This is a genomic window from Sphingobacteriales bacterium, from assembly GCA_016719635.1.
GTDB lineage: Bacteria > Bacteroidota > Bacteroidia > Chitinophagales > JADIYW01 > JADJSS01.
In genome coordinates, this window is the sequence record JADJYT010000007.1 from 105,995 (window position 1) to 128,984 (window position 22,990).

Here is a 22,990-nt window from a genome sequence, read left to right on the forward strand (position 1 = left end):
ATAGGCACTCTAAAGTTAATGTTATTTATTCACTATAAAATAAACAAAATCAGCACTTACTCATTCTCTGCCACTACTTCCTGCACCTCGGGAACAAAACGTTTCAGTAAGTTTTCAATGCCTTGTTTCAAGGTAACGGTGGAAGAAGGGCAACCACTGCACGAACCTTGCAATTGAAGCGTCAGTTTGCCTTCTTCAAATTTCACGAAAGAAATATTACCGCCATCCATTTCTACGGCCGGTTTTACGTATTTATCCAATGCGCCTTTAATGCGGATTTCCACATCACTGTCGTTATCGCTTACTTCATTGGTCGCCGTTTTGGTGGGTTTCACGAAGTTTTCCGTTAAGATAACACCGCCTTCGTCAATGTATTTTTTCAGGAAGTCTTTAATGGAAATCATAATTTCGCCCAAAGGGCGTCTTCGGTCTTGGTGATGGTTACAAAATTGTTTGTAATGAACACATTCGTCACGTTGTCAAACCCGAACAAGGCTTTGGCAAGGGGAGCCTCATCGGTTTCCTCCGCCGATTGAAATTCTACAGAGTCATTCAACAGAAGGGCTTTATTCGTAACGAATTTGAGCGTATTTGGGTTTGGGGTAGATTCTGTATAAATCATCACCGGTATTTTAGTGGCAGGTTCCATTTTATTGTATTTGGTAATTAGTTATGAGTGTTTAGATTTCTTTTAATAACGCTTTTTTGGTTCTTTATGTTCAGGAGATTGCTTCGTACCTCGCAATGACGAGTAAAATATGCAATAACGGTTAGCTTTTATGTGTAATGGTGGCGGTGGCCTGTGCGGTGGGCAGAATGAAAATTTCTTCGATATTCACATGTGGAGGCTGTGAAGCCATAAAATAAATGCTTTCCGCTACGTCTTCCGCTTTTAATGGCTGATAACCTTCATAAACCGAATTTGCCTTTTGTTCATCACCTTTGAATCGCACCAGCGAAAACTCTGTTTCTGCAGCACCCGGACTGATAACCGATACTTTTATATTGTGCTGAACGAGGTCGATGCGTGCGCTACGGGTGATGGCACGCACGGCATGTTTGGTGCCGCAATAGACATTGCCGCCGCCATAGGCTTCCCATCCTGCAAGTGATGACACATTGATAATATGCCCTCTGGAGCGGGCAATCATCAGTGGGACAACCTCACGTGTCATGTACAACAACCCTTTAATGTTCGTATCAATCATTTGCTCCCAGTCTTCATAGACACCTTCCTGGATGGGGCCGCGGCCGGCTGCCAGTCCGGCATTGTTCAAAAGCACATCTAGGTTTATCCATTTACCCGTTAGGGATGAAATGGATTGCTGTACTTCGTTTAAGTTTCTGACATCAAAACATAAACTCAGTACGTCTGTTCTATAAGAAGACCTTAGTGCCGTTTCTAAGGTTGCCAATCGTTCTTTACGTCGTCCGGTAATGATTACGTCCCACCCGTTTTGAGCAAATTTATGTGCAGACGCTTCCCCAAAACCGGAAGTCGCACCTGTAATAAGGATAATCTTGTTCATTGTTTGCAAAAGTAAGCATTAACTTCTTATTTTTAGTTCAAAGAACAAAACATGACCATACAGGAAGCACAACAGACCGTTGATAAATGGATAAACACAACAGGAATACGCTATTTCAGTGAACTGACCAATATGGCTGTTCTGACGGAGGAAGTTGGTGAAGTGGCTAGAATAATCGCGCGGCAATATGGAGAGCAATCCTTTAAATCTTCCGACATGGATAAAGATTTGGCGGATGAACTTGCAGATGTTTTGTTTGTATTGATTTGTATTGCTAATCAAACGGGGGTGGATTTGACAAAAGCATTGGAAAAAAACATGGATAAGAAAACTAAAAGAGATGCTGACCGTCATCGGAATAATGAAAAATTAAAATAAATAAGTATCTTGGATTATAAAATCAGTCAGTATGAAAATAGTAAGAGGGATTTTTATGTCGGTTGTCGCACTTTTGCTGGTAGCCGTTGGCAGCACGTTCTTTATGGATGAAAATTTCAGAGTCTCTTATAAACATACAATCGATGCTTCGCCGGAGGTGGTGTATGAGCAGTTAGTGACGCTGAAAAACTGGGAGAACTGGTCATACTGGAGGGGGTTGGATGATAAGATGGTCATTACATACAATGATATTCCTTCCGGTGTGGGTGCCAGTTATTCCTGGAAAAGCGATAAAAAAGAGGTGGGAAACGGCTCCTTTACCATTGAGCGAACGGTATTGAACGAGTATGTTCAGTCCCGGCTGAAATTTGTAGGTCAGAATGATGGGTTTTCTGAATACATTATCCGGTCGACAGATGAAGGAACTGAATTAACGAGTGCCCTGAATACTAAAACGGTAGGAATAGTTGAAAAACTAATGGCTCGGTTGCTGATGAAACCAATGATGTTAAAAGCATTTAAGGCAACGGATGAAAAAATGAATGCGTATCTTAAAGCAAATCCGGATGCTGGCAGTACCGGCAAAACCATTGATTCTGTTTCCACAAAAGTTATTGACTCTGTTTCTGCAAAAATTGCACAAGATTGCGTTGTTATAAATAAATAACGGAAATTATGTCATATAAATAGTATAAAAACGGACTTTATGTCCGTTTTTTGTTTAAAAAAGGAACACAAATTGGTTTGGTATTTTATTTGAATTAATGAGGTAAAAAATTAATAAACTTAAAAAAAGGAGGATACCATGACACTTATTAAAAGAAATTCAGGCGTTCACAACAGTTTTCCAGCATTGTTCGATGATTTTTTTGCTAAAGACCTGTTTGACTTTGTACCGTCCAAATCGTTCAGTACAATGGCAAAAAGTGTTCCGGCAGTAAACATCCTGGAAACGGAAAAAGAGTACAAAATTGAAGTAGCCGCACCGGGATTGAAGAAAGAAGACATCAACGTGGAACTGGAAAATGATTTATTAACCATCTCTTCAGAAGTAAGGAAAGAAACGGAAGAGAAAGACAAAGAGGGCAGATATACCCGAAGAGAATTCAGTTTCAGCGCTTTCAAAAGAAGTTTCACGGTGGATGAAGATACCGTTGACACGGAAAAGATTGAAGCGAAATACGAGGATGGGATCTTAAATGTCCACGTTCCTAAAAAGACGGTGGAAGCGGTAGAGAAAAAAGCCAAGACAATATCTATTTCGTAAAGACGTAGTTCAATCAATTAATGCACACCTTGAATGGCTAGCACCATTCAAGGTGTTTATTATTATGGTTCCGACTTCCGACTGTAGACCATCTCAAGTCATTAGGAAATTATCCAGAATAACACTGTTCCGTTTCTCACAAACGGCATTCTGAAAAAATTACCCGTTTAAGTCAGAACTTTGTCCATTTATTTTGGATAAATTCTTTATATTTATCCGTTATTTACCTTAACACATTTTTTATACCATGGTTATCAAGTCGCCTTTAGAAATGCTGTATCAGTGGACTGAGCAGAAACCGGAAAAAACTTTTTTACGTCAGCCGTATAACGGTGAATGGATTCATTACAGCTGGAAAAAAGCGGATGATGAAATACGCAGGATGGCGGCTTATTTGCGCAGCCTGAATCTGCCTCCTCAAAGCAAGATTGCCATCATATCCAAGAACTGCGCACACTGGATCATGAGCGACCTGGCTATCATGATGGCCGGCCATGTATCCGTGCCATTATACCCGACCATCCCGGGCGATTTGATACGATACTGTTTGGAGCACTGTGAAGCCAAAGTCGCATTTATCGGGAAACTGGATGACTGGAGCAAACAACGATCCGGATTACCGGATAACGTGAAAGGAATTTCCTATCCGCTCTGGACAGAAGAAGGATATGAAAACTGGGATGATATCATGGCAAATACGGAACCGTTTAAAGAGAACTTCCTGCAGGCACCATCCGACATTATGACCATCATTTACACTTCCGGTACCACAGGGTTACCCAAAGGGGTGGTACACAGTGTGCATGCTATTTCCTATGCAGCCAGTTGGGCGCTCACTGTTTTGAAGGACCTGAACGGAGAGGAGCGCTTTTTCTCCTACCTTCCATTGTCTCATATTGCAGAACGTGCTTTGGTGGAAATGGGGGGATTGTATTGTGGTGCGACCATTTCATTCGCCGAATCACTGGATTCTTTTCCTGCCAATTTAAAAGACACGAAACCTACGGTATTTCTTGCCGTACCGCGAATCTGGACAAAATTCCAAATGGGAATATTGTCAAAAATGCCTCAGTCCAGGTTAAATATACTGTTGAAAATTCCGATACTGAATGGCATTATCAAGAAGAAAATTAAAGAAGGGCTTGGCCTGGAACATGCCAAATATTTACTGACCGGTGCGGCTCCGATGCCCGTCGTAACCATGAATTGGTTTGAGAAGCTGGATTTCATTATCTGTGAGGCGTATGCCATGACAGAAAATTGCGCCTATTCTCATTTAACCAGAAAAGATAACAGAAGACCGGGTTATGTTGGTACGCCTCTGCCGAATTGTTTAGTCCGTTTATCGGAGGAAGGGGAAATACAGGTAAAAAGTGATGCAACCATGTTGGGGTATTATAAGGAAGACGAGAAAACGAAAGAGACGATTACCGAAGACGGTTTCCTGTGTACCGGTGATCAGGGTGAAATTGATGAACAGGGCTTTCTGAAAATAACGGGGCGTATCAAGGATATTTTCAAAACGGATAAAGGGAAATATGTGGCGCCGGCACCGATAGAACTGGAGCTATCCAAGAATACATTTATAGAACAGGTTTGTGTGGTGGGTGCGAATCTGCCCCAAACAATGGCGCTGGTCGTATTGTCACTGGACGGCAAAAAAGAGGATAATGATACCCTGATAAAGAGCCTGGAGGATACCATGCAGGAAGTGAACCAGCTCCTGGATAAACATGAAAAACTCAAAAAGATTGTTGTGATGAATGAAGAGTGGACGGTAGATAACAATCTCTTGACGCCTACATTGAAAGTAAAACGTAATGTGCTGGAAAGACATAAGACACCACATTACGAGAAATGGTATAAAGATGCCAATACGGTTGTTTGGGAATCCTAAAAATAGTGCATGAAAAAATATTTCCTGTTCTGCCTTTCACTCCTTCTGGCCATCCTGACCAAAGCCGAAAAGTTTGATTTGTGGGGTGTCAATGTTTCTGAACCGCATCCGGAAATAAGCAATTGCAAGGTGCAGGAATTGTCCGACAATGCCATTTTTAGTGAAGTAAAAATAAGCGCTTATTCTTATACATTCGCCACCGACAAAGGGCTGGAAGAATATTCCTGCTATTACGGTGATGAAAGTGCCTGTTTTTCAAAAGCTACAGAAATAATCACCGGAAAATTCGGAGCGCCACTGGATGTCTATGTGTATGATGAAGGAATCACCAACACCGTTCGTCCCGCATTTTTCAACATCTGGAAATACGACAAGGATGATCAGCATTATGTCCTGCTGCTTTTTGGCAGCGGAGAAGGCATGACACTTGATGTCAATCACTATTTTTCAGAAAGACTTTCCAAGGCCTTTATCTTATCGACCGTTCGCAGTTTTCACTTTTCCATTCGTCCCAAGCTGTTATTTTATCTGGAGAAATAAAAAAACGGTACCAGCCGGTACCGCCTGTATTCTTTAATTTATATCAGGGTTGATTAGAACACATACCCGATCTTGATAAACCCGCCGTGCATGTTGTTTTTGAAATCCGTAAAGAGGGAGTAGCCGCCGTTCAGCGTGAAAGAAGCATTCTCTCTGGCCTTAAACAGTACGCCGCTACCGATATTCATCAGGAACTGTGTGTCGCCCGGCCTTTTCTGTTCTGTTGTTTCGGGTGCCTTGCTTACTTTGTTTAAACCCGCCTGCAGCATAAACAAAGGGGTAATTCTCTTGTCCAATACATACGCCCGTACATCAGCCGTTGCCTGTATTTGCAGCATTTTATTATCAGATACCTGTAATCCCACACCCTGGCCTATAAAAAGATATGGATTCACGCGTATACCAATGGCCTGGTAGACATTAAAATACGGCTTGTTGTACACAAAGGACGTCCCTGCCTCTGTGATGGTAGAGAATCGTCTTTCATAACCAACGGGTACATCTTCCTGATCAGATTCTTCTGTGATAGTGTTTTCCGCAGGCGTATTGCTGATAATCGTTTCACCTTCATTGGCAAATGAAGCCAGTGTAAGGAAGGCAAATGTCGCTAAAAATAATTTTTTCATGTTTGTTTATTTAAATTGGTTTATAAAAATGTTTTCTTTGATTCAAAACTTTCAAACAAAATTGAAAGTTTAATCTAACAACCATGTTAGCCTGCGGTTATGAATAACTGGAAGAATGCTTACTAAAATGTTTGGATAGTATTATTCAATACTTTCAATTATTACTGAAAGTTTAAGTTTTGAGGTGTAATTGTTTGATGCAGGTCAAACGCGGCCGTTAACGGTGTCAGTATCAACTCATAAGCGTGAAAGTGTTACGGATTAACAAATGAAAAGAAATCAATATTTCCGGCCATTTGGTACAATCATTGACAGGCTGCATTTCTTCGTGATTTATAAAATCAGCGCATACGTTTTTCTATTTTAATTAATTCTGCTAACTTCATTTTCAAGATAATGCCTATGCGATTAATTACACCGGTAGAGAAATTCTATCAGTACGAAGAATCAAAAGCCCATCATACATTTCTGCGCCAGGCGCACAACAGCCAGTGGTTTCATTACAGCTGGAAACGTGTCGGAAATGAAGTGCGCAGGATGACGGCTTATATCCGGTCGCTGAAACTGCCCCCGCAAAGCAAGATTGCCATTCTTTCTGAAAACTGCGCCCATTGGATTATGGCGGATCTGGCTATTATGATGAGCGGACATGTCTCTGTGCCCTTATATCCAAGCATCTCCGGCGATCTGGTAAAGTATTGCCTCGAACACAGTGAAAGTAAAATCCTATTCGTCGGAAAAGCGCCGAAGTGGAAAAATCAGAAAGATAGTGTTCCGGAATCTGTGCTCAAGATTCATTTCCCTTTTTGGGAAATGGACGACTGTGAAAACTGGGATGAAATCATACAGGATAAAGATCCGGTTACCAAGAACTATATACCCAAGCTGACTGATTTGGTGACCATCATCTATACTTCCGGAACCACAGGCTTGCCCAAAGGGGTGATGCATAATTTTATGGCCATTTCTTCCGCGCCGACCTATTTGCTGGAAGAAATCAAACGGCTGGGATTGCTGACGGAACAGGAACGCTTCCTGTCCTTTCTGCCCTTGTCGCATATTGCGGAAAGAATGCTGGTGGAGATGGGCGGCCTGTATGCGGGTGCTCCGATTTCCATCGCGGAGTCGATAGAGAAAATGCCGGAAAATCTCCGTGATACACAACCGACGGTTTTTTTAGCAGTGCCCTTAATCTGGACGCGCATGCAGAGTAAAATCCTGCACCGCCTGCCGCAAAAGCGATTAGACACCCTGCTGCAGATTCCTTTCCTTTCGGATCTGATTAAAAAGAAGATACAGGAAAACGCAGGACTGGCTTCCGCTAAATTTATCATCAGTGGTGCCGCCCCTATTCCGGTTGCGCTGATTAACTGGTATGAAAAATTAGGCATTGATATCTATGAAGCTTATGGAATGAGCGAGAATTGTGCCTATTCCCATGGCAACCGCCCCGGCGTCCGCAAGGTCGGTACCGTCGGCATCTCGATGCCCAATTCGGAATGCCGGATTTCAGCAGAAGGCGAGATTTTGGTGAAGAATGACTGCACCATGGTGGGCTATTACAAGGAACCCGAAAAGACAGCAGAGACGATTACGCCGGACGGCTATCTCCGGACGGGGGATATGGGTGAGATAGATGCAGAAGGTTATCTGAAGATTACAGGACGTATCAAGGAATTATTTAAAACAGACAAAGGAAAATACGTCGCACCGGCACCGATTGAACTGGAGCTTGTCAAGAACCAGCACATTGCGCAGATTTGTGTGGTGGGAGCCAACCTGAAACAACCGATGGCGCTGGTCGTCTTGGAAGAGGACATACAACTTAGCAAAGAAGAGATTGAAACAGATTTGCTGCAGACCCTGGAAGAGGTGAATGCCACCCTGGACAATCATGAACGAATCGCCAGGTATGTCATCATGAAAGAGCCTTGGACGGTGGAGAATGATCTCATCACCCCGACCATGAAAGTGAAACGGAATGAACTGGAAAAACGATATGCAGACGACTTCTTGAAGTGGCAGGCGCAGAAAGAGAAGAAAATTATCTGGGTGTAACCCACCCCTGACCCCTCCCTGGAGGGGAAAACGCAAGTGCACTGTTTTCCGTTCCTCGGATTTTCTGAATTCGTTACTTAGTGTATTGGTAATCACTCTTTTTACAGCATGGTCCGAATCTCCCCACTTGAGAGGGGATCAAGGGGTGTGTGTCTTTTTCTTGTTTAGCGACGAACAATTCAGAATCCGATAGCTATCGGGAAGAGCGCAATAAGCTAGCCTTTCGAAAGCAAGGAATATCACACCTGCAAAGGAAAAAAATTACGTATTTTGTAGATTAAAATACTATCATGACTTTTGAAGAATACCGAAAACAAGACGCAGTCGGACTGGCTGATTTGGTCCGCAACAAACAGGTGAAACCACAGGAGCTTTTGGATATCGCCATCAAACGAACGGAAGAAGTCAACCCCAAAATAAATGCGGTGGTGACAGAATTGTACGACTTCGGCAGGAAGGCTGCGGAAAATACGGATTACCGAACGCCTTTTGCCGGCGTGCCTTTTCTGGTAAAAGATTTGGGCATGCAGCTCAAAGGAACGCGTTATACCAATGCGTCCCGTTTGCAGAAAGAGTATGTCTCTACCCAAACCAGCGATGTGGTGCAGAAAGTGATGGATGGCAGGTTCCTGATTTTTGGAAAAACAAACACGTCGGAGTTTGGATTGAATCCGTTTGTAGAAAACGACCTGTTTGGCAATACGCACAATCCCTGGAACCTGGATTATACACCGGGTGGCTCCAGCGGCGGCAGTGCGGCAGCCGTTGCTGCCGGAATTGTGCCGATGGCTACCGCCAATGACGGCGGCGGTTCGATACGGATTCCGGCCAGCTGCAACGGATTATTGGGGTTAAAACCTACCCGCGGACGGGTGTCATTCGGTCCCATCTTTGGGGAGCAGTGGAGCGGTGCGGCAAACCACGAATTATGTGTGTCTCGCAGCGTGCGGGATACGGCGCATTATCTGGATCTGGTAATGGGTAATTCACCGGGTGATCCGTTTATATTGCAGGCACCCGACCGACCGTATGCGGAAGAAATCAAACAGCCGGTGAAAACCCTTAAAATCGGGTACTCATTGGAGCATCCGTTCCGGGAGCAGGACCCTGAAAACGAAAATGCCATCCGGCAAACCCTGCAATTGCTGCAAAGCCTCGGTCATCAGGTGGAGGAAGTAAAATTGCCGTATGACAGTCAGCTGTTAGCCGATTGTCTATACGCATTGGTGATGGGTGAGTTATCGGCGACGATAGATGCTGTGGCGAAAGAACGCGGCAACCCGGCACGGGTGGATGAAATTGAACCGACCAACTGGCTCCTGTATACATTGGGTAAAAAATTGAGCGCGAATGAATTTTGTCTGGCGCGCATGCAGTGGAATACCCTGGCGAGAAGCATGCAGCAGTTCCATATAAAATATGATTTGCTCCTGACACCCACACTCGGGATGGCTCCGTTTAAGATTGGCGCCCTCCAGCCCAAACCCTGGGAAAAAACCGCGTTGAATGCACTCAACAGTTTAGGGGCATCGGGTATATTAAAACACTCTTCACTGATAGATGAAACCAAACGAAAGATATTTCAATGGATTCCATATCCGCCATTAGCCAACCTGACGGGACAGCCCAGTATTTCGGTTCCATTATACTGGACGGCCGATGGTTTACCGGTAGGGGTGATGTTTACGGCACCCTTATGTGGTGAAGCCACCTTACTCCGGTTAGCCGCACAGCTGGAACAGGCGCAGCCGTGGTTTGACAGGATCCCTCAGTTGTAGTCTGCAATGCGAACGCCGTCAGGGTTTGAAACCCGGGTTGCGTTTACTTCTCAATATCGCGCTGTGATGAGTAATCAAAAAGAATACCATGTCATTTCGATCTGCCAGCCGGCGGAGAGAAATCCCGAAAATGCAAAGTACCAACTAATTCAGTCTTTCTAAAACAATTCGGGATTCCTCTCTTCGTTCGCAATGACGGCACTCATTTCCGTTTTAGCTCTCAGGAGAAAACATTCCCTGGTTTGAAACCTGGGTTGCGTTAAATACAAAAATTCCGTTTTCCGTTTGTATTTTTGCAGCAGATATGCCACATCCATTTAAAAACATACAGGGCGAAACAGCCTGGCGTGCTCCGTCGAATATCGCCTTAATCAAATACTGGGGGAAATATGGCAACCAGTTGCCCCGCAATGCGTCCATCAGTTTTACACTGCACAATGCCTATACGGAAACATCGGTGCGTTACACTGCGAAAGAGCATCCCGACAAAAACATTGCCCTTCAGTTTTATTTTGAAGGAAAGGAAAACCCGGCATTTGCAGACAAGATTCAAAAGTTCCTGGAGAGCCTGGTTACGCATTTTCCGTACCTGCCTTATTTTGCTTTCGAAATACGGAGTCAGAATTCCTTTCCACATTCCGCCGGTATTGCCAGCTCGGCATCCTCCATGGCAGCGCTGTCGTTGTGCCTGACGGAAATTGAAAACAATCTGGATGGCGGCCTGCGTCCGCATGAATTTTTTGAAAAGGCCAGTATGATTGCACGGCTTGGCTCAGGCAGTGCCTGCCGTTCGGTGTATCCCTATATGGCGGCCTGGGGCAAACATTCCGGTGTGCCGTTTTCATCCAATGAGTATGCCGTTCCGTATTTCGAAAAGATACATCCGGTCTTTAAAACCTTCAAAGATGCCATCCTGATTGTATCCGGCGACGAGAAATCGGTATCCAGCCGGGCCGGCCACGCGCTGATGGACGGGAACCCTTTTGCGGAAAGCCGCTACCAGCAGGCTGCCGATAATCAGGGAAGGCTGCTCGTTGCCTTGCGAGAGGGTAATCTGAAACTTTTTGGAGAAATAGTTGAAAACGAGGCGCTTACACTTCACGCTCTGATGATGTGCTCGACTCCCTCTTATATGCTGATATTGCCTAACACCCTGAAAATTATAGATTTAATAAAATCCTACCGTAAAGAAAAAGGTGTACCTTTGTATTTCACGTTAGATGCCGGACCCAATGTTCATTTGTTGTATCCGGAGGAAAATGACGAAGAAGTGAAAACTTTTATCCGGGAAATGTTGTTATCGTATTGTGAAAATGGAAAGATGATAGAAGATGAAGTGGGCATAGGGCCAATTAAACTAAGATGAATCAAGAACAGCCAAGTTTCAATTCCAAGATTCTCCTTTTCGGAGAGTACAGCATCATCCAGGATTCTATGGGGCTGACATTGCCGTATAATGAATTTAACGGCAAGCTGACGTTTGACGTAAAGGAGATGAACGAGCAGTTCGTGTCAGAATCCAATGAGCATTTGGCTGACTTTTCCGAGTATCTGCAAAATCTATTGGCAACCCAAAAACTGAACATCGAATTTGATATCGAATCGTTCAAAAATGATATTGAAAATGGCATGTATTTCCAGTCCACCATCCCGCAGGGATTTGGCGTGGGCAGCAGCGGCGCGCTGGTAGCGGCGGTGTACGGAAAATATACAAAGAACAAGATAGCTTTCGATCAGGCACCGGATAAGGAAACGATATTGCAGCTGAAAAAGATTCTGGCACAGATGGAGTCCTATTTTCATGGCAACAGCTCCGGCGTAGATCCGTTGATATGTTACCTGAACCTGCCATTACTGATTAACGGCAAAAACGGGGTGGAACCGGTGAAAGTGGAGATGAACAATCCTGGCAAGGGTGCCATCTTTTTGATAGATACGGGTATCAGCAGAAGCACGGAGCCGCTGGTCAAATATTATATGCAGCGCATGGAGGAACCTTCCTTCCGTGAGTTCGTCGATAAACAATTAAAGCCATTTGCAAATAACTGCATACAGGCATTCCTGGAAGGCGACAAGGAAACCTTATTCGCCTATATGAAACTGCTGTCTAAATTCCAGTTTGAACACTTCAAGCCTATGATACCCAAGTTATTCAATAAAATGTGGAAACGCGGATTGGACAGCGGGGAATACTATCTGAAATTGTGCGGCGCGGGCGGCGGTGGTTTTATCTTAGGTTTTACCCAGAACTTCGAACTCACCAAAAAACAGCTCAAAGGACAAAACCTGGAGTTGCTGTGCAACATTTAATCTCTTAGGTTATTACTTTCTTTTTTTCTGATATTTTACTACAGATAAAGTTTCATCAGATATTGCTGCAGAATAAAGGAAAAGATGCCGGCGAAGTATCCTGCTGCTGCCAGCCAACTAATCTTTTTCAGGTACCACATGAAATCAATCTGCTCGATGCCCATTACTGCCACGCCTGCGGCAGAGCCGATAATAATCATGCTGCCTCCGGTACCGGAAGTAAGTGCCAGAAACTGCCAGAAGGGATGGTTAACGGGAAATTCATCTATCTGATACATTCCCTGTGCAGCTGCTACCAGCGGAACATTATCAATAATGGCAGAAAGAACTCCCAATGCCGTACCGATAAGGTAATCATTCTTCAGATGTGTTTCCAGGAAGGTGGCCGCAATGGTTAAAGAACCAAAAGATTGTAATGCAGCTACCGCCAGCAGGATACCCAGAAAAAATAAAATGGACGGTGTATCTATCCGTTGCAGCGCATGCGATACACTGTATTTAATCTTATGATTCGGTTGTTTATTAAAGTGTATAACAGTAGTTATAACCCACATGATGCCCAATGCAAATAACATACCCATAAAGGGTGGAAGGTGTGTGACTGTTTTAATAACAGGAACAGCCATTAACAGGATTAATCCGGCGGCTAACACTACATCTGCTTTTTCAGAATGAACATCCAGTACTTTGTCCGTATTGTCCGTACCAATTTCAACGGTTTTTCCCTTAAACTTATACATCAGCAGGAGCATGGGAATCAGGCAAACCACAAGGCTCGGAATGAAGGTATTCAGGATAATATCTATGGTAGTTATTTGTCCGCCAATCCAGAGCATCGTTGTGGTTACATCCCCGATTGGTGACCAGGCGCCGCCGGAGTTGGCGGCAATGATAACCATTCCGGAAAACCATAAACGGTCTTCTTTTTTGCTGAGTAATTTAGAGCATAGAGAGGTCATAACGATGGCGGTCGTCAAATTATCTAAAATAGCCGACAGAAAAAATGTGAGGATGGAAACCAGGAGAAGTAATTTGGGGATACTGTTTGTTTTTATTTTTTCCGTGATAATGGAGAATCCGTTATGTGCATCTATTAATTCTACAATAGTCATAGCACCCAAAAGAAAGAATAGAATAGAAGCTATTTCCCCCACATGGTGAATCAATGCTTCGTTCGCATCATGTTCGGATCCGGAATATATAAAATAAATCAGCCAGCAAAGCACGCCGGTTATAATGGCGGGTGCTGCCTTGTTGATGCGCAACGGGTGTTCAAATGCAATGGCTATATAGCCAATAATAAAAATGAGAATGATTAATATGGACATGATTTAAATTTTAGTATTTGGTCCAGGCGTGGAACTGCCGCCATCCATTACATATTTCCAGGAACCGTCTTTTTGCTTTTTCCAGACCGTCATGTATACCCCATAGCTTTTCTCTCCTTTAGCATCCGTGAAGATCCAGTTGCCGAATGTATAACCCAGGTCAGCGGATTTGCTGACTTCCACCCGAACCGGAGACCATTCCAGGGTAAGTGTTTGCGGGGGTTTATTGGCAAAGGAGGCAATCAGGGAATCTTTCCCTATGATGGGAAATTGCCCGTCGCTGCCCAGTTTGATTACGTCCTTATCGGCGTAAAAGATAAAGGAGGCGGCCATGCCTTTTTCCAAGCTCATCCGGCTGAAAGCCAGTTCTGTTTCTTGCAGTTTCTCTACTTCTTTTTCCATCCTGTTTTTTGAAAAAACATTTCCAGACAAGGAAATCGCCAGCAAGGCCATAAGCACCTTTTGCATAAATTTGTTTGAATAAAGGTAATCAGAATTGGTGTAAAACCGAGTGCAATTCGGCTACATTGTGTACGATATATTTAGGAAGGCATTTTTCCAGTTCTTCCTTATTGCCGAAGCCATACAATACACCTACCGCCTGCACCCCTGCATTTCTCGCGGCACTTAAATCATGCTCACGGTCGCCGATCATTACCACGTGGTTCTTGTTTTGAATGCGGTGCTGGTGCACGATATTTTCTATCATCTTTTCTTTTGTAGTGACACCTTTTTCTTCGTTGTAATGTTCGATGGTGGTGAAATATTCCAGCACATCAAAGTGTGAAAGTATCTTGTCGACCTGAAGTGCCTTGTTGGTAGCGATGTGCAGTGTTTTTTGCCTGGCTTTAAGGGAATGAAATAGATCTTTCATACCCTCAAAGATGATGGCCTCGTACATGCCGCCCTGTCCGTAATAATACTCCCGGTAGTAGCGGATGCCCGACTCCGTTTGTTCCTCGGAGAGCCGGTATATTGTTGAAAATACGTATTTCAGCGGAGGCCCGATTAACGGAATTAATTCTTCATCCGGTTTATCCGGGAAGCCGAGCTTATTGAAGGCATAACGATAACCGCCCACAATACCGGGCTGGGGATGGGTGATGGTGCCGTCTAAATCAAAGATGAAGTGCTGCATTATTAAGCTCCCAGCAATTCTTTCACCAATGCGGAGATGCGTGCGCCTTCTGCCTGTCCGGCTGCCTTTTTAGAAACGGCGCCAATGACCTTACCCATATCTTTGACGGAGGAGGCTCCTGTTTCTGTGATGGTGGCCAGAACAATGGCTTTCAGTTCTTCGTCACTCATTTGTCTGGGCAAATAGGTGACAATCACATCCATTTCTTCTTTTTCTCTTACAGCCAGTTCCGGACGGTTTTCTTTGGTGAAGATTTCAAATGATTCTTTACGCTGATTATAAAGTTTCTGCAATATCTTTATCTCCTGTTCAGGTGTGATTTCACCGCTAGCGCCCTTCTCGGTTTTTGCCAGTAAAAAGGCTGCTTTGATGGCTTTAATGGTGCGCAGCTTTACCTCATTCTTGGAAAGCATCGCATCCTTCAGTTCGTTGTTTATGTTTTGGTCGAGACTCATAATGCTGTTATTTATTGGAGGAATTGAAAGGTAAAACTACGTAAAAGCAAACTCATTTACTAATGACTATTTCACTTCTTCGTAGTCAATCAGCTCCGCGTCGTTGAATTTGGAAGGGGCGGATGAATTGTTTTGCTGATTGTTAAAGAGGATGTTTTGTTTGCCCTGCGCCGGCGGAACGGTTTTGTCTTTGGACGGGTCTTTTAAGAGTTCTTTGATGACTTTATAGCCCAGAATAAAGAGTACGAGGTATTTTAAAAAACGAAACATGATTGGCCAGATTATGTGAAGTGTAACGAAAATAGAAATGAAAAAGTTCAAATGCGTGTAATATTCTTTACCGCCACTTTTTTAGTGGGGGGTGCATCATACATGGCACAAACGACGCAGTCATTTCTCGGGTTGCTGTTGATATCGAAATAAAATAAATCACCCACATTGATCTGGTCAGAAGGAAACTCACAAGGATTGCCGACTGCAGCGGCATGCTCTGTCATCACCGTCAGCGGGCTGGTTATATCACTCCATTGTTCGCCCAAATGGTAGTAGTTAGAATCCTGAATCTGGATGACAATGCTGGCGCAGGTTGTGCGTACCAGTTTTGCCTTGATACGAGTACCGCTGATACCGCCACCGCCTGTTGGAATACAGGCAGATACAAGCAGAGAGAAGATACAAACAGAAACTACACGCTTTTTCATGACTACAATCATTAGTTCATTCAAAATTAATAAAAAGCGGAGTATTCGTCAAGTTTAAAAGGCTGTGGCGAGGTTCTCAACCCCTCCACAGCTAACTTTCTGATCTTCTATTGTTTATATCAGTTCAAAGCTTCTGCTGACAAATTTTGTCAGCGCCTCGCCTTTCAGCATATTTTGAGAAAGCAGCGCCAGATCGTAGAGCTGTTTAATATGCTTTTCCTGATGTGCGGCATCTTCCGCCAGTAGTTTTGAGTTGAGCGGATGGTTGGTATTGACGACTAAATTGATTTTTTCGTCCATACCACCGAACATGAACGGGGAACCTCCCCCCATTTTTTGCATTTCCATCATGCGGCGCATGAATTCATCCCGGGTGATGACCACGGGGCCATCCGTTGGGGACAATGCCTTCAGTTCCACCGTTACCTTATTTTTTTCTACTGTGTTTTCAAATAATTCTTTAAGCTTGTCTTCCTGCTCTTTGGACAAAACGGAAGTTGGAGATGCTTCCTTAGATATCAGGTTGGAAATGATGTCTGCATCCACACGTTTAAATTGTATCTTATCATTCTTCATTTCCATCTGCTGAATGAAGTGGTTGTCAATCATCGTATCCAGCTTGATGACTTCATATCCATATTCCTTCGCCTGCTGGATGTAACTGTGCTGCTCTTCGCCGTCAGAAGTGTACAACACCACCAGGGTGCCGTCTTTATCGGTCTGGTTGCCGGCAATCTTTTCTTTCAGTTCCTCAAAAGTGAAGAAAGCGTTCTCTGTATTTTGGAATAAGGCGAAGCCGTTGCTTCTTTCATAAAATTTCTCGTCACTGATCATGCCGTACTTTACAAACAGGCCGATATCGTTCCATTTTTCCTCAAACTGTTTTCTGTCATTTTGAAAGATTTCCTGTAGTTTATCAGATACTTTTTTAGAAATATGCTGGTTGATTTTTTTAACGTTGGAATCGCTCTGCAAATATGACCGCGAAACGTTCAGCGGTATATCCGGGGAGTCAATGACACCGTGCAGCAAGGTTAGATATTCCGGTACAATTTCACCTGCGCTGTCGGTGACGAACACCTGGTTGCTGTACAGCTGGATCTTATCCTTCTGGATTTCGAAATTCTTTTTCAGCTTAGGGAAATACAGGATACCGGTCAGGTTGAACGGATAATCCACATTGAGGTGAATCCAGAACAGCGGTTCGTCAAAATTCATCGGATACAACTCTCGGTAGAAATCCTTATAGTCTTCATCGGTCAATGAAGAGGGTGCCTTGGTCCATGCCGGAGCCGGATTGTTGATGATGTTCGGCTCCAGCGGCTTGCCTTCTTTTTTATCTTCTTCACTCTGCCATTTGTTGCCGAACTGGATCGGTACGGGCAGGAACTTACAATATTTGTTCAACAAGGATTTGATGCGGTGTTCTTCCAGAAATTCCTTAGAGTCTTCCGCAATGTATAATACGATTTCAGAACCGCGCTCCGCTTTTTCTATCGCTTCGAGGGTAAATTCCGTGGATCCGTCGCAGCTCCATTTAACCGCCGGCTCGTCTTTATAGGATTTGGTATGGATTTCCACTTTTTCCGCGACCATGAATGCGGAGTAAAAACCCAATCCGAAATGGCCGATTATGGATTTTGCATCGTCCACGTTTTTGAATTTCTCTAAAAATTCACCTGCACTGGAAAAGGCAATCTGGTTGATGTATTTTTTCACTTCTTCTCCGGTCATGCCGATGCCTTTATCGGAAATGGTAAGGGTACTTTTTTCTTTGTCTAATTTAATCTCGATGGTCAGATCCCCCAAATCCCCTTTCGCTTCACCCAGCTGCGATAAGCCTTTCAGTTTCTTCGTCGCATCCACGGCATTGGAAACCAGCTCCCTCAGGAAAATTTCGTGGTCGGAATACAAGAATTTTTTGATAATGGGGAAAATGTTCTCGGTCTGCACATTAATTTTTCCTGTTTCTACTGACATAGATAGTTCGATTTAAAGATTTTGGTAATAAGATGCATCAGTCAAAAGTTATACCATTTGAAAATTCTGACAAGATGACATTTTTGTATTGTAAAAAAACGGACAGGAACATCGTCATTCCAAATGAGGAACAAAGAGAAGAGCCTCAACGTGTTAAAGTGTAACTGTTATTGATGGGATTCCTCGCCTCACCCGGAATGACGGTACTCATTAGGCAAGATGATGTGATAAGTTATCTTGGATTTGTTGACCAAATCGTAGCTTCAGGGATAAAGCCGACTTCCCGCATTTCCAGCATGGAAACCATCAGGTGTGCCACATCCTGCGCTTCCAGTTTGGTGGGATTGAAGTCGCGTTTCGGTCTGCCGGAGTTTGCCACAAAATTGGTCTGCACTTCGCTGGGATGCACCATCATCACCCGGATGTTGTAGGGTCGGAGTTCTTCCCGCCAGCATTCCGTCATACCCCGCAGTGCCCATTTGGAGGTGGAATAGGCCGTGCCCATCTGGTGGCCTTTCAGCGCGGAAGTGGAGGCGACATTGATGATATTGCCGTGGTGCTGTTTAATAAAATAGTTTGCGCATTCCCTGCCGCACAGCATCGCACCTACGACATTCGTTTCCAGAATGTCTTTGAATTTTTGTGTGTCGATATTTTGTAATAACTCGAAATAGCCAAAACCTGCATTATTAATCAGGACATCCAATCCATCCATTTTTTTGACGGCTGTTTTGACCAGTTTTACTACTTCCTCTTCTTTATTGACATCTGCCACTACCGGAATAGCCCCGATTTCATCCGCCGCCAGTTTTAATGTTTTTCTGTTGCGTCCGCTGATGACGACTTGTGCGCCTTTAGAAATTAATAGTTTGGCAGTAGCCCATCCAATTCCGGAGCTGCCACCCGTGATTAGGATTTTGGAATTTCTGATTTTCATACATCGTTCTATTTTCGTTTTCCAATTTTATCGTGAAAGTAAACAAATATAGATATCACTCGTTTTTTCTTTCCCCAATTTGCTGACGCCACATGGCATAATACAATCCTTTTTCTTCCAGTAACTGACGATGATTTCCGGTTTCAATGATTTTTCCTTTTTCCAGCACATAGATGGTGTCTGCATGCATGATGGTGGACAGCCGGTGGGCAATCATCACGGTGATGTGTTCTTTTTTGGCGGCAACGGATCTGATGGTTTGTGTAATCTCTTCTTCCGTTATGGAATCCAATGCAGAAGTAGCCTCATCAAATACAATGATGTTTGGATGGCGCAGCAAAGCGCGGGCGATGGAAAGCCGTTGCTTTTCACCTCCGGATATTTTGATACCTCCTTCCCCGATGATGGAATCGATTCCATGCTCGCTGCGCGCGAGCAGGTGCTGGCAGGCTGATTTGTTCAGCACATCCAGAATCTGCTCGTCTGTAGCTGCCGGATTTACAAACAGCAAATTCTCTTTGATGGTACCCGCAAACAATTGGGTATCCTGTGTGACAAATCCGATTTGAGCACGGAGTTCTTCCACATCAATATTGCCGGAATCAATTCCATTATAGGATATAGCCCCATCCTGCGGATTATAGAGTCCAACCAACAGTTTTACTAGCGTGGTTTTTCCGGAGCCGGATGGGCCTACAAATGCGATGGTATTCCCTTTCGTTACATGAAATGATATATCTTCCACCGCTTTTGTTTTGGCGGTTCGGTGCTGAAAACTTACAGCCTCAAAGGAAAGGGATTCGATGGCATTTAAATGGATGGCGTGCTGAGGTTTCTGTTCGACGGGCGTATGCATCAGCTTTTCAAAATTCTTAAGTGAAGCTTCTGCTTCCCTGTAGCTCATAATGACATTGCCCATTTCCTGAAGCGGATTAAATATAAAGAAGGAATAGAACTGTAATGTCATTAATTGTCCTACCCGAAGGTGGTCTTTAAAGATAAGGTAGAGTAAAAAAAATAAGATACACTGGCGCAAAAAATTTACCATGGTGCCCTGAACGAAGGCGATACTCCGGATTTTTTTGACTTTTTCAAGTTCCAGGTGTAGGATCTTTAACGTGGTGTCATTTAAGCGTACCACTTCCTGATTGGTTAACCCTAAGCTCTTGATAAGTTCGATGTTGCGTAAACTTTCGGTAGTAGCGCCTGCCAGCACATTGGTCTGCCGGGTGATGGCAGCCTGTACCGCCTTTATTTTTCTGGATAAGATATTAATGCTGAACCCTAATATGAAAGAGGCGATGAAATAGGCCATCACCATCAAGGGATATACCTGCACCGAATAAATGATAACGAATATGATTCCCACAATGGCGAAAAAGAAGACGTTGATGAAATTCTGCATGAATTTTTCTGAATCCAGCCTTACTTTTTGCAGGATATTCAGTGTCTCTCCGCTCCGCTGGTCTTCGAATTCCTGAAATGGTAACTGTAGGGCATGTCTCAACCCATCGGTATAAACGTCCGCACCAAAACGCTGGATAACGACATTCATAAAATAATCCTGGAAGGCTTTGGCGATTCTGCTGACCATGGCCACACTGATGGCACAACCAATCAGGAAGAGTGTGCCTTTGATAAACGAAGCATCCGTATGTTCGGAAGGATTGGTGGCATATCCGTCGATGATTTTACCAAAAATATAAGGGTCCAGTAAAGAAAAACATTGGTTGATAATGGCGAGGAAAAAGGTCAATGCCACCATCCATCTGTATTTTTGCAAATAATGTAATAAAATCTTCATACAACAAAGATAGTTGTATAAACAATAATTAAGCGGAAGTAAAAAAATAAAAAAAGCGTTCCGAGGAACGCTTTTTTATCAAAAATGACTCGTTATTTATCATCGTACGTATAACCGATACCTTTTTTCAGAGACTGGTTAGCACTTGCAATACCCGCAATTCCGCCGCCCCATCCGCCGTAGCTTCCGCCGCCGGATTTTTGGTCAGCAATCATATATACAAACGGGCAGCCCATTTCCGCCGCAGCCTGCAATAATTTCATGTTTGCTTTTTTATCTGATTTGGAGCCGCTGAAACCACCGGTGCTTTTTCCTTTCACTTCACCTACCTTTTTCAGACCAACGATTTCGGATTTGTCTAAAAGTATCTCTACCTTCTCCCAGTCTTCTTTGGATGCGATTACGATTTTTTCAGAAATTTCTTCTGTTCTCCCGCTGGAATACTGGATTTTTTCCACCGCTTTTTTCCCAACCGTTTGTTCCGCGTCTTCACCTTCATATTTGTAAACGATGGTGAATTCTTCCACTTTTACCACCTTACCATCAATGGTTTTTCCGCTGTGCAGAAAGAGTTTGTCAGATGCAAATGCCACTACCATGGCGCATGCAAAGAATACTGTAGTTAATAGCTTTTTCATAGAATTTAAATTATTTAGATTACAAAATTAATAAACATTTCCATTAAATCAACATCTGTGCCAAAAATACACGGATTCAGGTATGAGCAAAAATAACAATAAAATAGGTGTCAAAACTACTTGTTGAATGGTATTTGTGCCTGCGTGCTGACACGGATATTTTCTCAGTACTTCACGAAAGCAGAAAAATAATGGTATATTTAAATCCCGAAGCCAGGAACTTAAATCACAGGATTATCGTTCTGATGCTATTATTCATCTATTAAAAATCATACATTATGGCCATCTCCACCATCATCTTAGCCCTATTGGCGGTTACCTTGTTTTTATCTTTTGTAACCGTTCAGCAAGGTACCATTGCCGTAGTGACCATTTTCGGTAAATACCGCAGAATCATGGGTCCGGGTCTGAATCTGAAAATCCCCTTCATTGAACAGATATACAAACGCGTGTCTATACAGAACCGTTCTGTGGAATTAGAATTTCAGGCAATCACCATCGACCAGGCGAATGTATATTTTAAAGCGATGTTGCTGTATGCCGTGGTAAACACCAATGAAGAAAGCATCAAGAATGTGGCATTTAAATTTATAGACGACCGCAACCTGATGCAGGCACTGGTGCGAACCATTGAAGGGTCTATCCGTGGTTTTGTCGCCACCAAGAAACAGGCGGAAGTGCTTTCATTAAGAAAGGAGATCGTAGAAGATGTAAAGGAACAAATCGACCAGACACTCGAAACCTGGGGGTATCATCTGCTGGACTTGCAACTGAATGATATCACGTTTGATGAGGCAATCATCAAATCGATGGCACAGGTGGTGGCATCCAGCAATTTGAAAGCAGCAGCAGAAAATGAAGGCCAGGCGTTATTAATTAAAAAGACCAGGGCGGCTGAAGCAGATGGAAACGCTACCAAAATTGCGGCGGAAGCGGAACGCAATGCAGCGCAATTGCGCGGGCAAGGGGTGGCGTTATTCAGAGAAGAAGTGGCAAAAGGCATGAGCCAGGCGGCTAAAGAAATGGAACAAGCTAATCTAGATACATCCGTAATCTTATTTTCGATGTGGACAGAAGCCATTAAGAACTTTGCAGAATACGGAAAAGGAAACGTAATTTTCTTGGATGGTTCTACCGATGGTATGCAAAAAACCATGAAAGAAATGATGGCGATGAATTTGTTGATGGATCCCAAGATGAACTTTCCAATAAAAGATAAAGAAAAAGAATAAGTATATTTTTAAAGAGTCAAAACGAAGAGATGTCGAAAGGCCTCTCTTTTTTATTTATACAGCAATAAATCATAAATCAGTCAGATTAATTTCTTTACTATTATGAATAATGGAAATATGTGTGAAGGATATTATTATTTGGTTTTTAATTTTATGTAAATGAACGAATTGGTCCGTTAAACACCCAATCTTTGCCGCTGCAGACCCCAATGGGAGATTCTTCATCTTCTGTTATTAACCAAAAGTCAAAACCCTTCTACAATACAATCTTTTGGATAAATTACTGATTTTACTCTTTTAGGTGATATTGCTTGTAATTGATAATAATCTTGTTCAGTATTAGTTGCATCAAATTTTTCTAAAGATTCCTATATAGAGGATGAACGACATAAAC

The 22,990-nt window shown here is 43.4% G+C and carries 22 protein-coding genes and 1 pseudogene; 10 read left to right on the forward strand and 13 right to left on the reverse strand.

The features are described 5' to 3' along the window. Positions 1-56 precede the first annotated feature (56 nt). Both IPM95_11595 and IPM95_11600 read right to left on the reverse strand, forming a co-directional pair. Positions 57-649, reverse strand: a pseudogene (locus tag IPM95_11595) (NifU family protein). Positions 650-770: 121 nt separating this feature from the next. Then, the gene (locus IPM95_11600) at positions 771-1,529 is read right to left on the reverse strand and encodes an SDR family NAD(P)-dependent oxidoreductase (GenBank protein ID MBK9329918.1); all 759 of its coding nucleotides are present in this window, start codon (positions 1,527-1,529) and stop codon (positions 771-773) included. A gap of 51 nt (positions 1,530-1,580) precedes the next feature. Between IPM95_11600 and IPM95_11605 the strand changes: the two genes are divergently transcribed. The 5 genes from IPM95_11605 (at position 1,581) to IPM95_11625 (ending at position 5,611) form a co-directional block, all read left to right on the forward strand. Continuing rightward, the gene (locus IPM95_11605) at positions 1,581-1,907 is read left to right on the forward strand and encodes a nucleotide pyrophosphohydrolase (GenBank protein MBK9329919.1); all 327 of its coding nucleotides are present in this window, start codon (positions 1,581-1,583) and stop codon (positions 1,905-1,907) included. A 31-nt stretch (positions 1,908-1,938) separates the two neighbouring features. Beyond that, positions 1,939-2,574 (forward strand): SRPBCC family protein, encoded by a 636-nt coding sequence (locus IPM95_11610; protein ID MBK9329920.1) that lies wholly within the window; start codon positions 1,939-1,941, stop codon positions 2,572-2,574. 138 nt (positions 2,575-2,712) lie between these two features. After that, a complete protein-coding gene (locus IPM95_11615; protein MBK9329921.1) occupies positions 2,713-3,174 on the forward strand; it encodes an Hsp20/alpha crystallin family protein in 462 nt (153 codons plus the stop codon). 247 nt (positions 3,175-3,421) lie between these two features. After that, positions 3,422-5,071, forward strand: a complete 1,650-nt coding sequence (locus tag IPM95_11620) for an AMP-binding protein (protein ID MBK9329922.1) — start codon at positions 3,422-3,424, stop codon at positions 5,069-5,071. A 9-nt stretch (positions 5,072-5,080) separates the two neighbouring features. Further along, the gene (locus IPM95_11625; protein MBK9329923.1) at positions 5,081-5,611 is read left to right on the forward strand and encodes a hypothetical protein; all 531 of its coding nucleotides are present in this window, start codon (positions 5,081-5,083) and stop codon (positions 5,609-5,611) included. Positions 5,612-5,664: 53 nt separating this feature from the next. On the opposite strand, the gene IPM95_11630 is transcribed toward IPM95_11625, so the two are convergent. Beyond that, positions 5,665-6,237 (reverse strand): hypothetical protein, encoded by a 573-nt coding sequence (locus IPM95_11630; protein ID MBK9329924.1) that lies wholly within the window; start codon positions 6,235-6,237, stop codon positions 5,665-5,667. Between the two features lie 402 nt (positions 6,238-6,639). Between IPM95_11630 and IPM95_11635 the strand changes: the two genes are divergently transcribed. The 4 genes from IPM95_11635 to IPM95_11650 all read left to right on the forward strand — a co-directional run bounded on the left by IPM95_11635 (position 6,640) and on the right by IPM95_11650 (position 12,383). Next, positions 6,640-8,295, forward strand: coding sequence for an AMP-binding protein (locus tag IPM95_11635; GenBank protein MBK9329925.1), 1,656 nt, complete (start codon positions 6,640-6,642; stop codon positions 8,293-8,295). 287 nt (positions 8,296-8,582) lie between these two features. Then, positions 8,583-10,073 carry an amidase gene (locus IPM95_11640; GenBank protein MBK9329926.1) on the forward strand — a complete coding sequence of 497 codons (1,491 nt, stop codon included), beginning with the start codon at positions 8,583-8,585 and terminating at the stop codon, positions 10,071-10,073. A gap of 304 nt (positions 10,074-10,377) precedes the next feature. Next, positions 10,378-11,439 (forward strand): diphosphomevalonate decarboxylase, encoded by a 1,062-nt coding sequence (mvaD, locus tag IPM95_11645; GenBank protein MBK9329927.1) that lies wholly within the window; start codon positions 10,378-10,380, stop codon positions 11,437-11,439. Further along, on the forward strand, positions 11,436-12,383 hold the full coding sequence (locus IPM95_11650; protein MBK9329928.1) for a mevalonate kinase: 948 nt from the start codon (positions 11,436-11,438) through the stop codon (positions 12,381-12,383). Before mvaD ends, IPM95_11650 begins: the two co-directional genes overlap by 4 nt. A 38-nt stretch (positions 12,384-12,421) precedes the next feature. Here the strand turns inward: IPM95_11650 and nhaD are convergent, their stop codons facing one another. The 10 genes from nhaD to IPM95_11700 form a co-directional block, all read right to left on the reverse strand. Next, a complete protein-coding gene (gene nhaD, locus IPM95_11655) occupies positions 12,422-13,711 on the reverse strand; it encodes a sodium:proton antiporter NhaD (protein ID MBK9329929.1) in 1,290 nt (429 codons plus the stop codon). Positions 13,712-13,714: 3 nt separating this feature from the next. Then, the gene (locus IPM95_11660; protein ID MBK9329930.1) at positions 13,715-14,179 is read right to left on the reverse strand and encodes a DUF4440 domain-containing protein; all 465 of its coding nucleotides are present in this window, start codon (positions 14,177-14,179) and stop codon (positions 13,715-13,717) included. A 22-nt stretch (positions 14,180-14,201) separates the two neighbouring features. Then, the gene (locus tag IPM95_11665) at positions 14,202-14,849 is read right to left on the reverse strand and encodes an HAD hydrolase-like protein (GenBank protein MBK9329931.1); all 648 of its coding nucleotides are present in this window, start codon (positions 14,847-14,849) and stop codon (positions 14,202-14,204) included. Between the two features lie 2 nt (positions 14,850-14,851). Beyond that, positions 14,852-15,304 carry a GatB/YqeY domain-containing protein gene (locus IPM95_11670; protein MBK9329932.1) on the reverse strand — a complete coding sequence of 151 codons (453 nt, stop codon included), beginning with the start codon at positions 15,302-15,304 and terminating at the stop codon, positions 14,852-14,854. A 66-nt stretch (positions 15,305-15,370) separates the two neighbouring features. Further along, positions 15,371-15,574 (reverse strand): hypothetical protein, encoded by a 204-nt coding sequence (locus tag IPM95_11675; GenBank protein MBK9329933.1) that lies wholly within the window; start codon positions 15,572-15,574, stop codon positions 15,371-15,373. Positions 15,575-15,621: 47 nt separating this feature from the next. After that, on the reverse strand, positions 15,622-16,005 hold the full coding sequence (locus tag IPM95_11680; GenBank protein ID MBK9329934.1) for a hypothetical protein: 384 nt from the start codon (positions 16,003-16,005) through the stop codon (positions 15,622-15,624). 114 nt (positions 16,006-16,119) lie between these two features. After that, positions 16,120-17,985, reverse strand: coding sequence for a molecular chaperone HtpG (gene htpG / locus IPM95_11685; protein ID MBK9329935.1), 1,866 nt, complete (start codon positions 17,983-17,985; stop codon positions 16,120-16,122). Positions 17,986-18,217: 232 nt separating this feature from the next. Next, positions 18,218-18,922, reverse strand: a complete 705-nt coding sequence (locus IPM95_11690; protein MBK9329936.1) for an SDR family oxidoreductase — start codon at positions 18,920-18,922, stop codon at positions 18,218-18,220. A gap of 55 nt (positions 18,923-18,977) precedes the next feature. After that, positions 18,978-20,726 carry an ABC transporter ATP-binding protein gene (locus IPM95_11695; protein MBK9329937.1) on the reverse strand — a complete coding sequence of 583 codons (1,749 nt, stop codon included), beginning with the start codon at positions 20,724-20,726 and terminating at the stop codon, positions 18,978-18,980. Positions 20,727-20,818: 92 nt separating this feature from the next. Further along, on the reverse strand, positions 20,819-21,364 hold the full coding sequence (locus IPM95_11700; GenBank protein MBK9329938.1) for a hypothetical protein: 546 nt from the start codon (positions 21,362-21,364) through the stop codon (positions 20,819-20,821). Positions 21,365-21,642: 278 nt separating this feature from the next. On the opposite strand from IPM95_11700, the gene IPM95_11705 reads away from it, so the two are divergent. Then, positions 21,643-22,596, forward strand: a complete 954-nt coding sequence (locus IPM95_11705) for an SPFH domain-containing protein (protein MBK9329939.1) — start codon at positions 21,643-21,645, stop codon at positions 22,594-22,596. The last annotated feature ends 394 nt before the right edge of the window (positions 22,597-22,990 follow it).

Coding starts and splice junctions, on each gene's coding strand:
- IPM95_11600 (MBK9329918.1), bottom strand. CDS start 1,529: ATGAACAAGATTATCCTTATTACAGGTGCGACTTCCGGTTTTGGGGAA.
- IPM95_11605 (MBK9329919.1), top strand. CDS start 1,581: ATGACCATACAGGAAGCACAACAGACCGTTGATAAATGGATAAACACA.
- IPM95_11610 (MBK9329920.1), top strand. CDS start 1,939: ATGAAAATAGTAAGAGGGATTTTTATGTCGGTTGTCGCACTTTTGCTG.
- IPM95_11615 (MBK9329921.1), top strand. CDS start 2,713: ATGACACTTATTAAAAGAAATTCAGGCGTTCACAACAGTTTTCCAGCA.
- IPM95_11620 (MBK9329922.1), top strand. CDS start 3,422: ATGGTTATCAAGTCGCCTTTAGAAATGCTGTATCAGTGGACTGAGCAG.
- IPM95_11625 (MBK9329923.1), top strand. CDS start 5,081: ATGAAAAAATATTTCCTGTTCTGCCTTTCACTCCTTCTGGCCATCCTG.
- IPM95_11630 (MBK9329924.1), bottom strand. CDS start 6,237: ATGAAAAAATTATTTTTAGCGACATTTGCCTTCCTTACACTGGCTTCA.
- IPM95_11635 (MBK9329925.1), top strand. CDS start 6,640: ATGCGATTAATTACACCGGTAGAGAAATTCTATCAGTACGAAGAATCA.
- mvaD (MBK9329927.1), top strand. CDS start 10,378: ATGCCACATCCATTTAAAAACATACAGGGCGAAACAGCCTGGCGTGCT.
- IPM95_11650 (MBK9329928.1), top strand. CDS start 11,436: ATGAATCAAGAACAGCCAAGTTTCAATTCCAAGATTCTCCTTTTCGGA.
- nhaD (MBK9329929.1), bottom strand. CDS start 13,711: ATGTCCATATTAATCATTCTCATTTTTATTATTGGCTATATAGCCATT.
- IPM95_11660 (MBK9329930.1), bottom strand. CDS start 14,179: ATGCAAAAGGTGCTTATGGCCTTGCTGGCGATTTCCTTGTCTGGAAAT.
- IPM95_11665 (MBK9329931.1), bottom strand. CDS start 14,849: ATGCAGCACTTCATCTTTGATTTAGACGGCACCATCACCCATCCCCAG.
- IPM95_11670 (MBK9329932.1), bottom strand. CDS start 15,304: ATGAGTCTCGACCAAAACATAAACAACGAACTGAAGGATGCGATGCTT.
- IPM95_11675 (MBK9329933.1), bottom strand. CDS start 15,574: ATGTTTCGTTTTTTAAAATACCTCGTACTCTTTATTCTGGGCTATAAA.
- IPM95_11680 (MBK9329934.1), bottom strand. CDS start 16,005: ATGAAAAAGCGTGTAGTTTCTGTTTGTATCTTCTCTCTGCTTGTATCT.
- htpG (MBK9329935.1), bottom strand. CDS start 17,985: ATGTCAGTAGAAACAGGAAAAATTAATGTGCAGACCGAGAACATTTTC.
- IPM95_11690 (MBK9329936.1), bottom strand. CDS start 18,922: ATGAAAATCAGAAATTCCAAAATCCTAATCACGGGTGGCAGCTCCGGA.
- IPM95_11695 (MBK9329937.1), bottom strand. CDS start 20,726: ATGAAGATTTTATTACATTATTTGCAAAAATACAGATGGATGGTGGCA.
- IPM95_11700 (MBK9329938.1), bottom strand. CDS start 21,364: ATGAAAAAGCTATTAACTACAGTATTCTTTGCATGCGCCATGGTAGTG.
- IPM95_11705 (MBK9329939.1), top strand. CDS start 21,643: ATGGCCATCTCCACCATCATCTTAGCCCTATTGGCGGTTACCTTGTTT.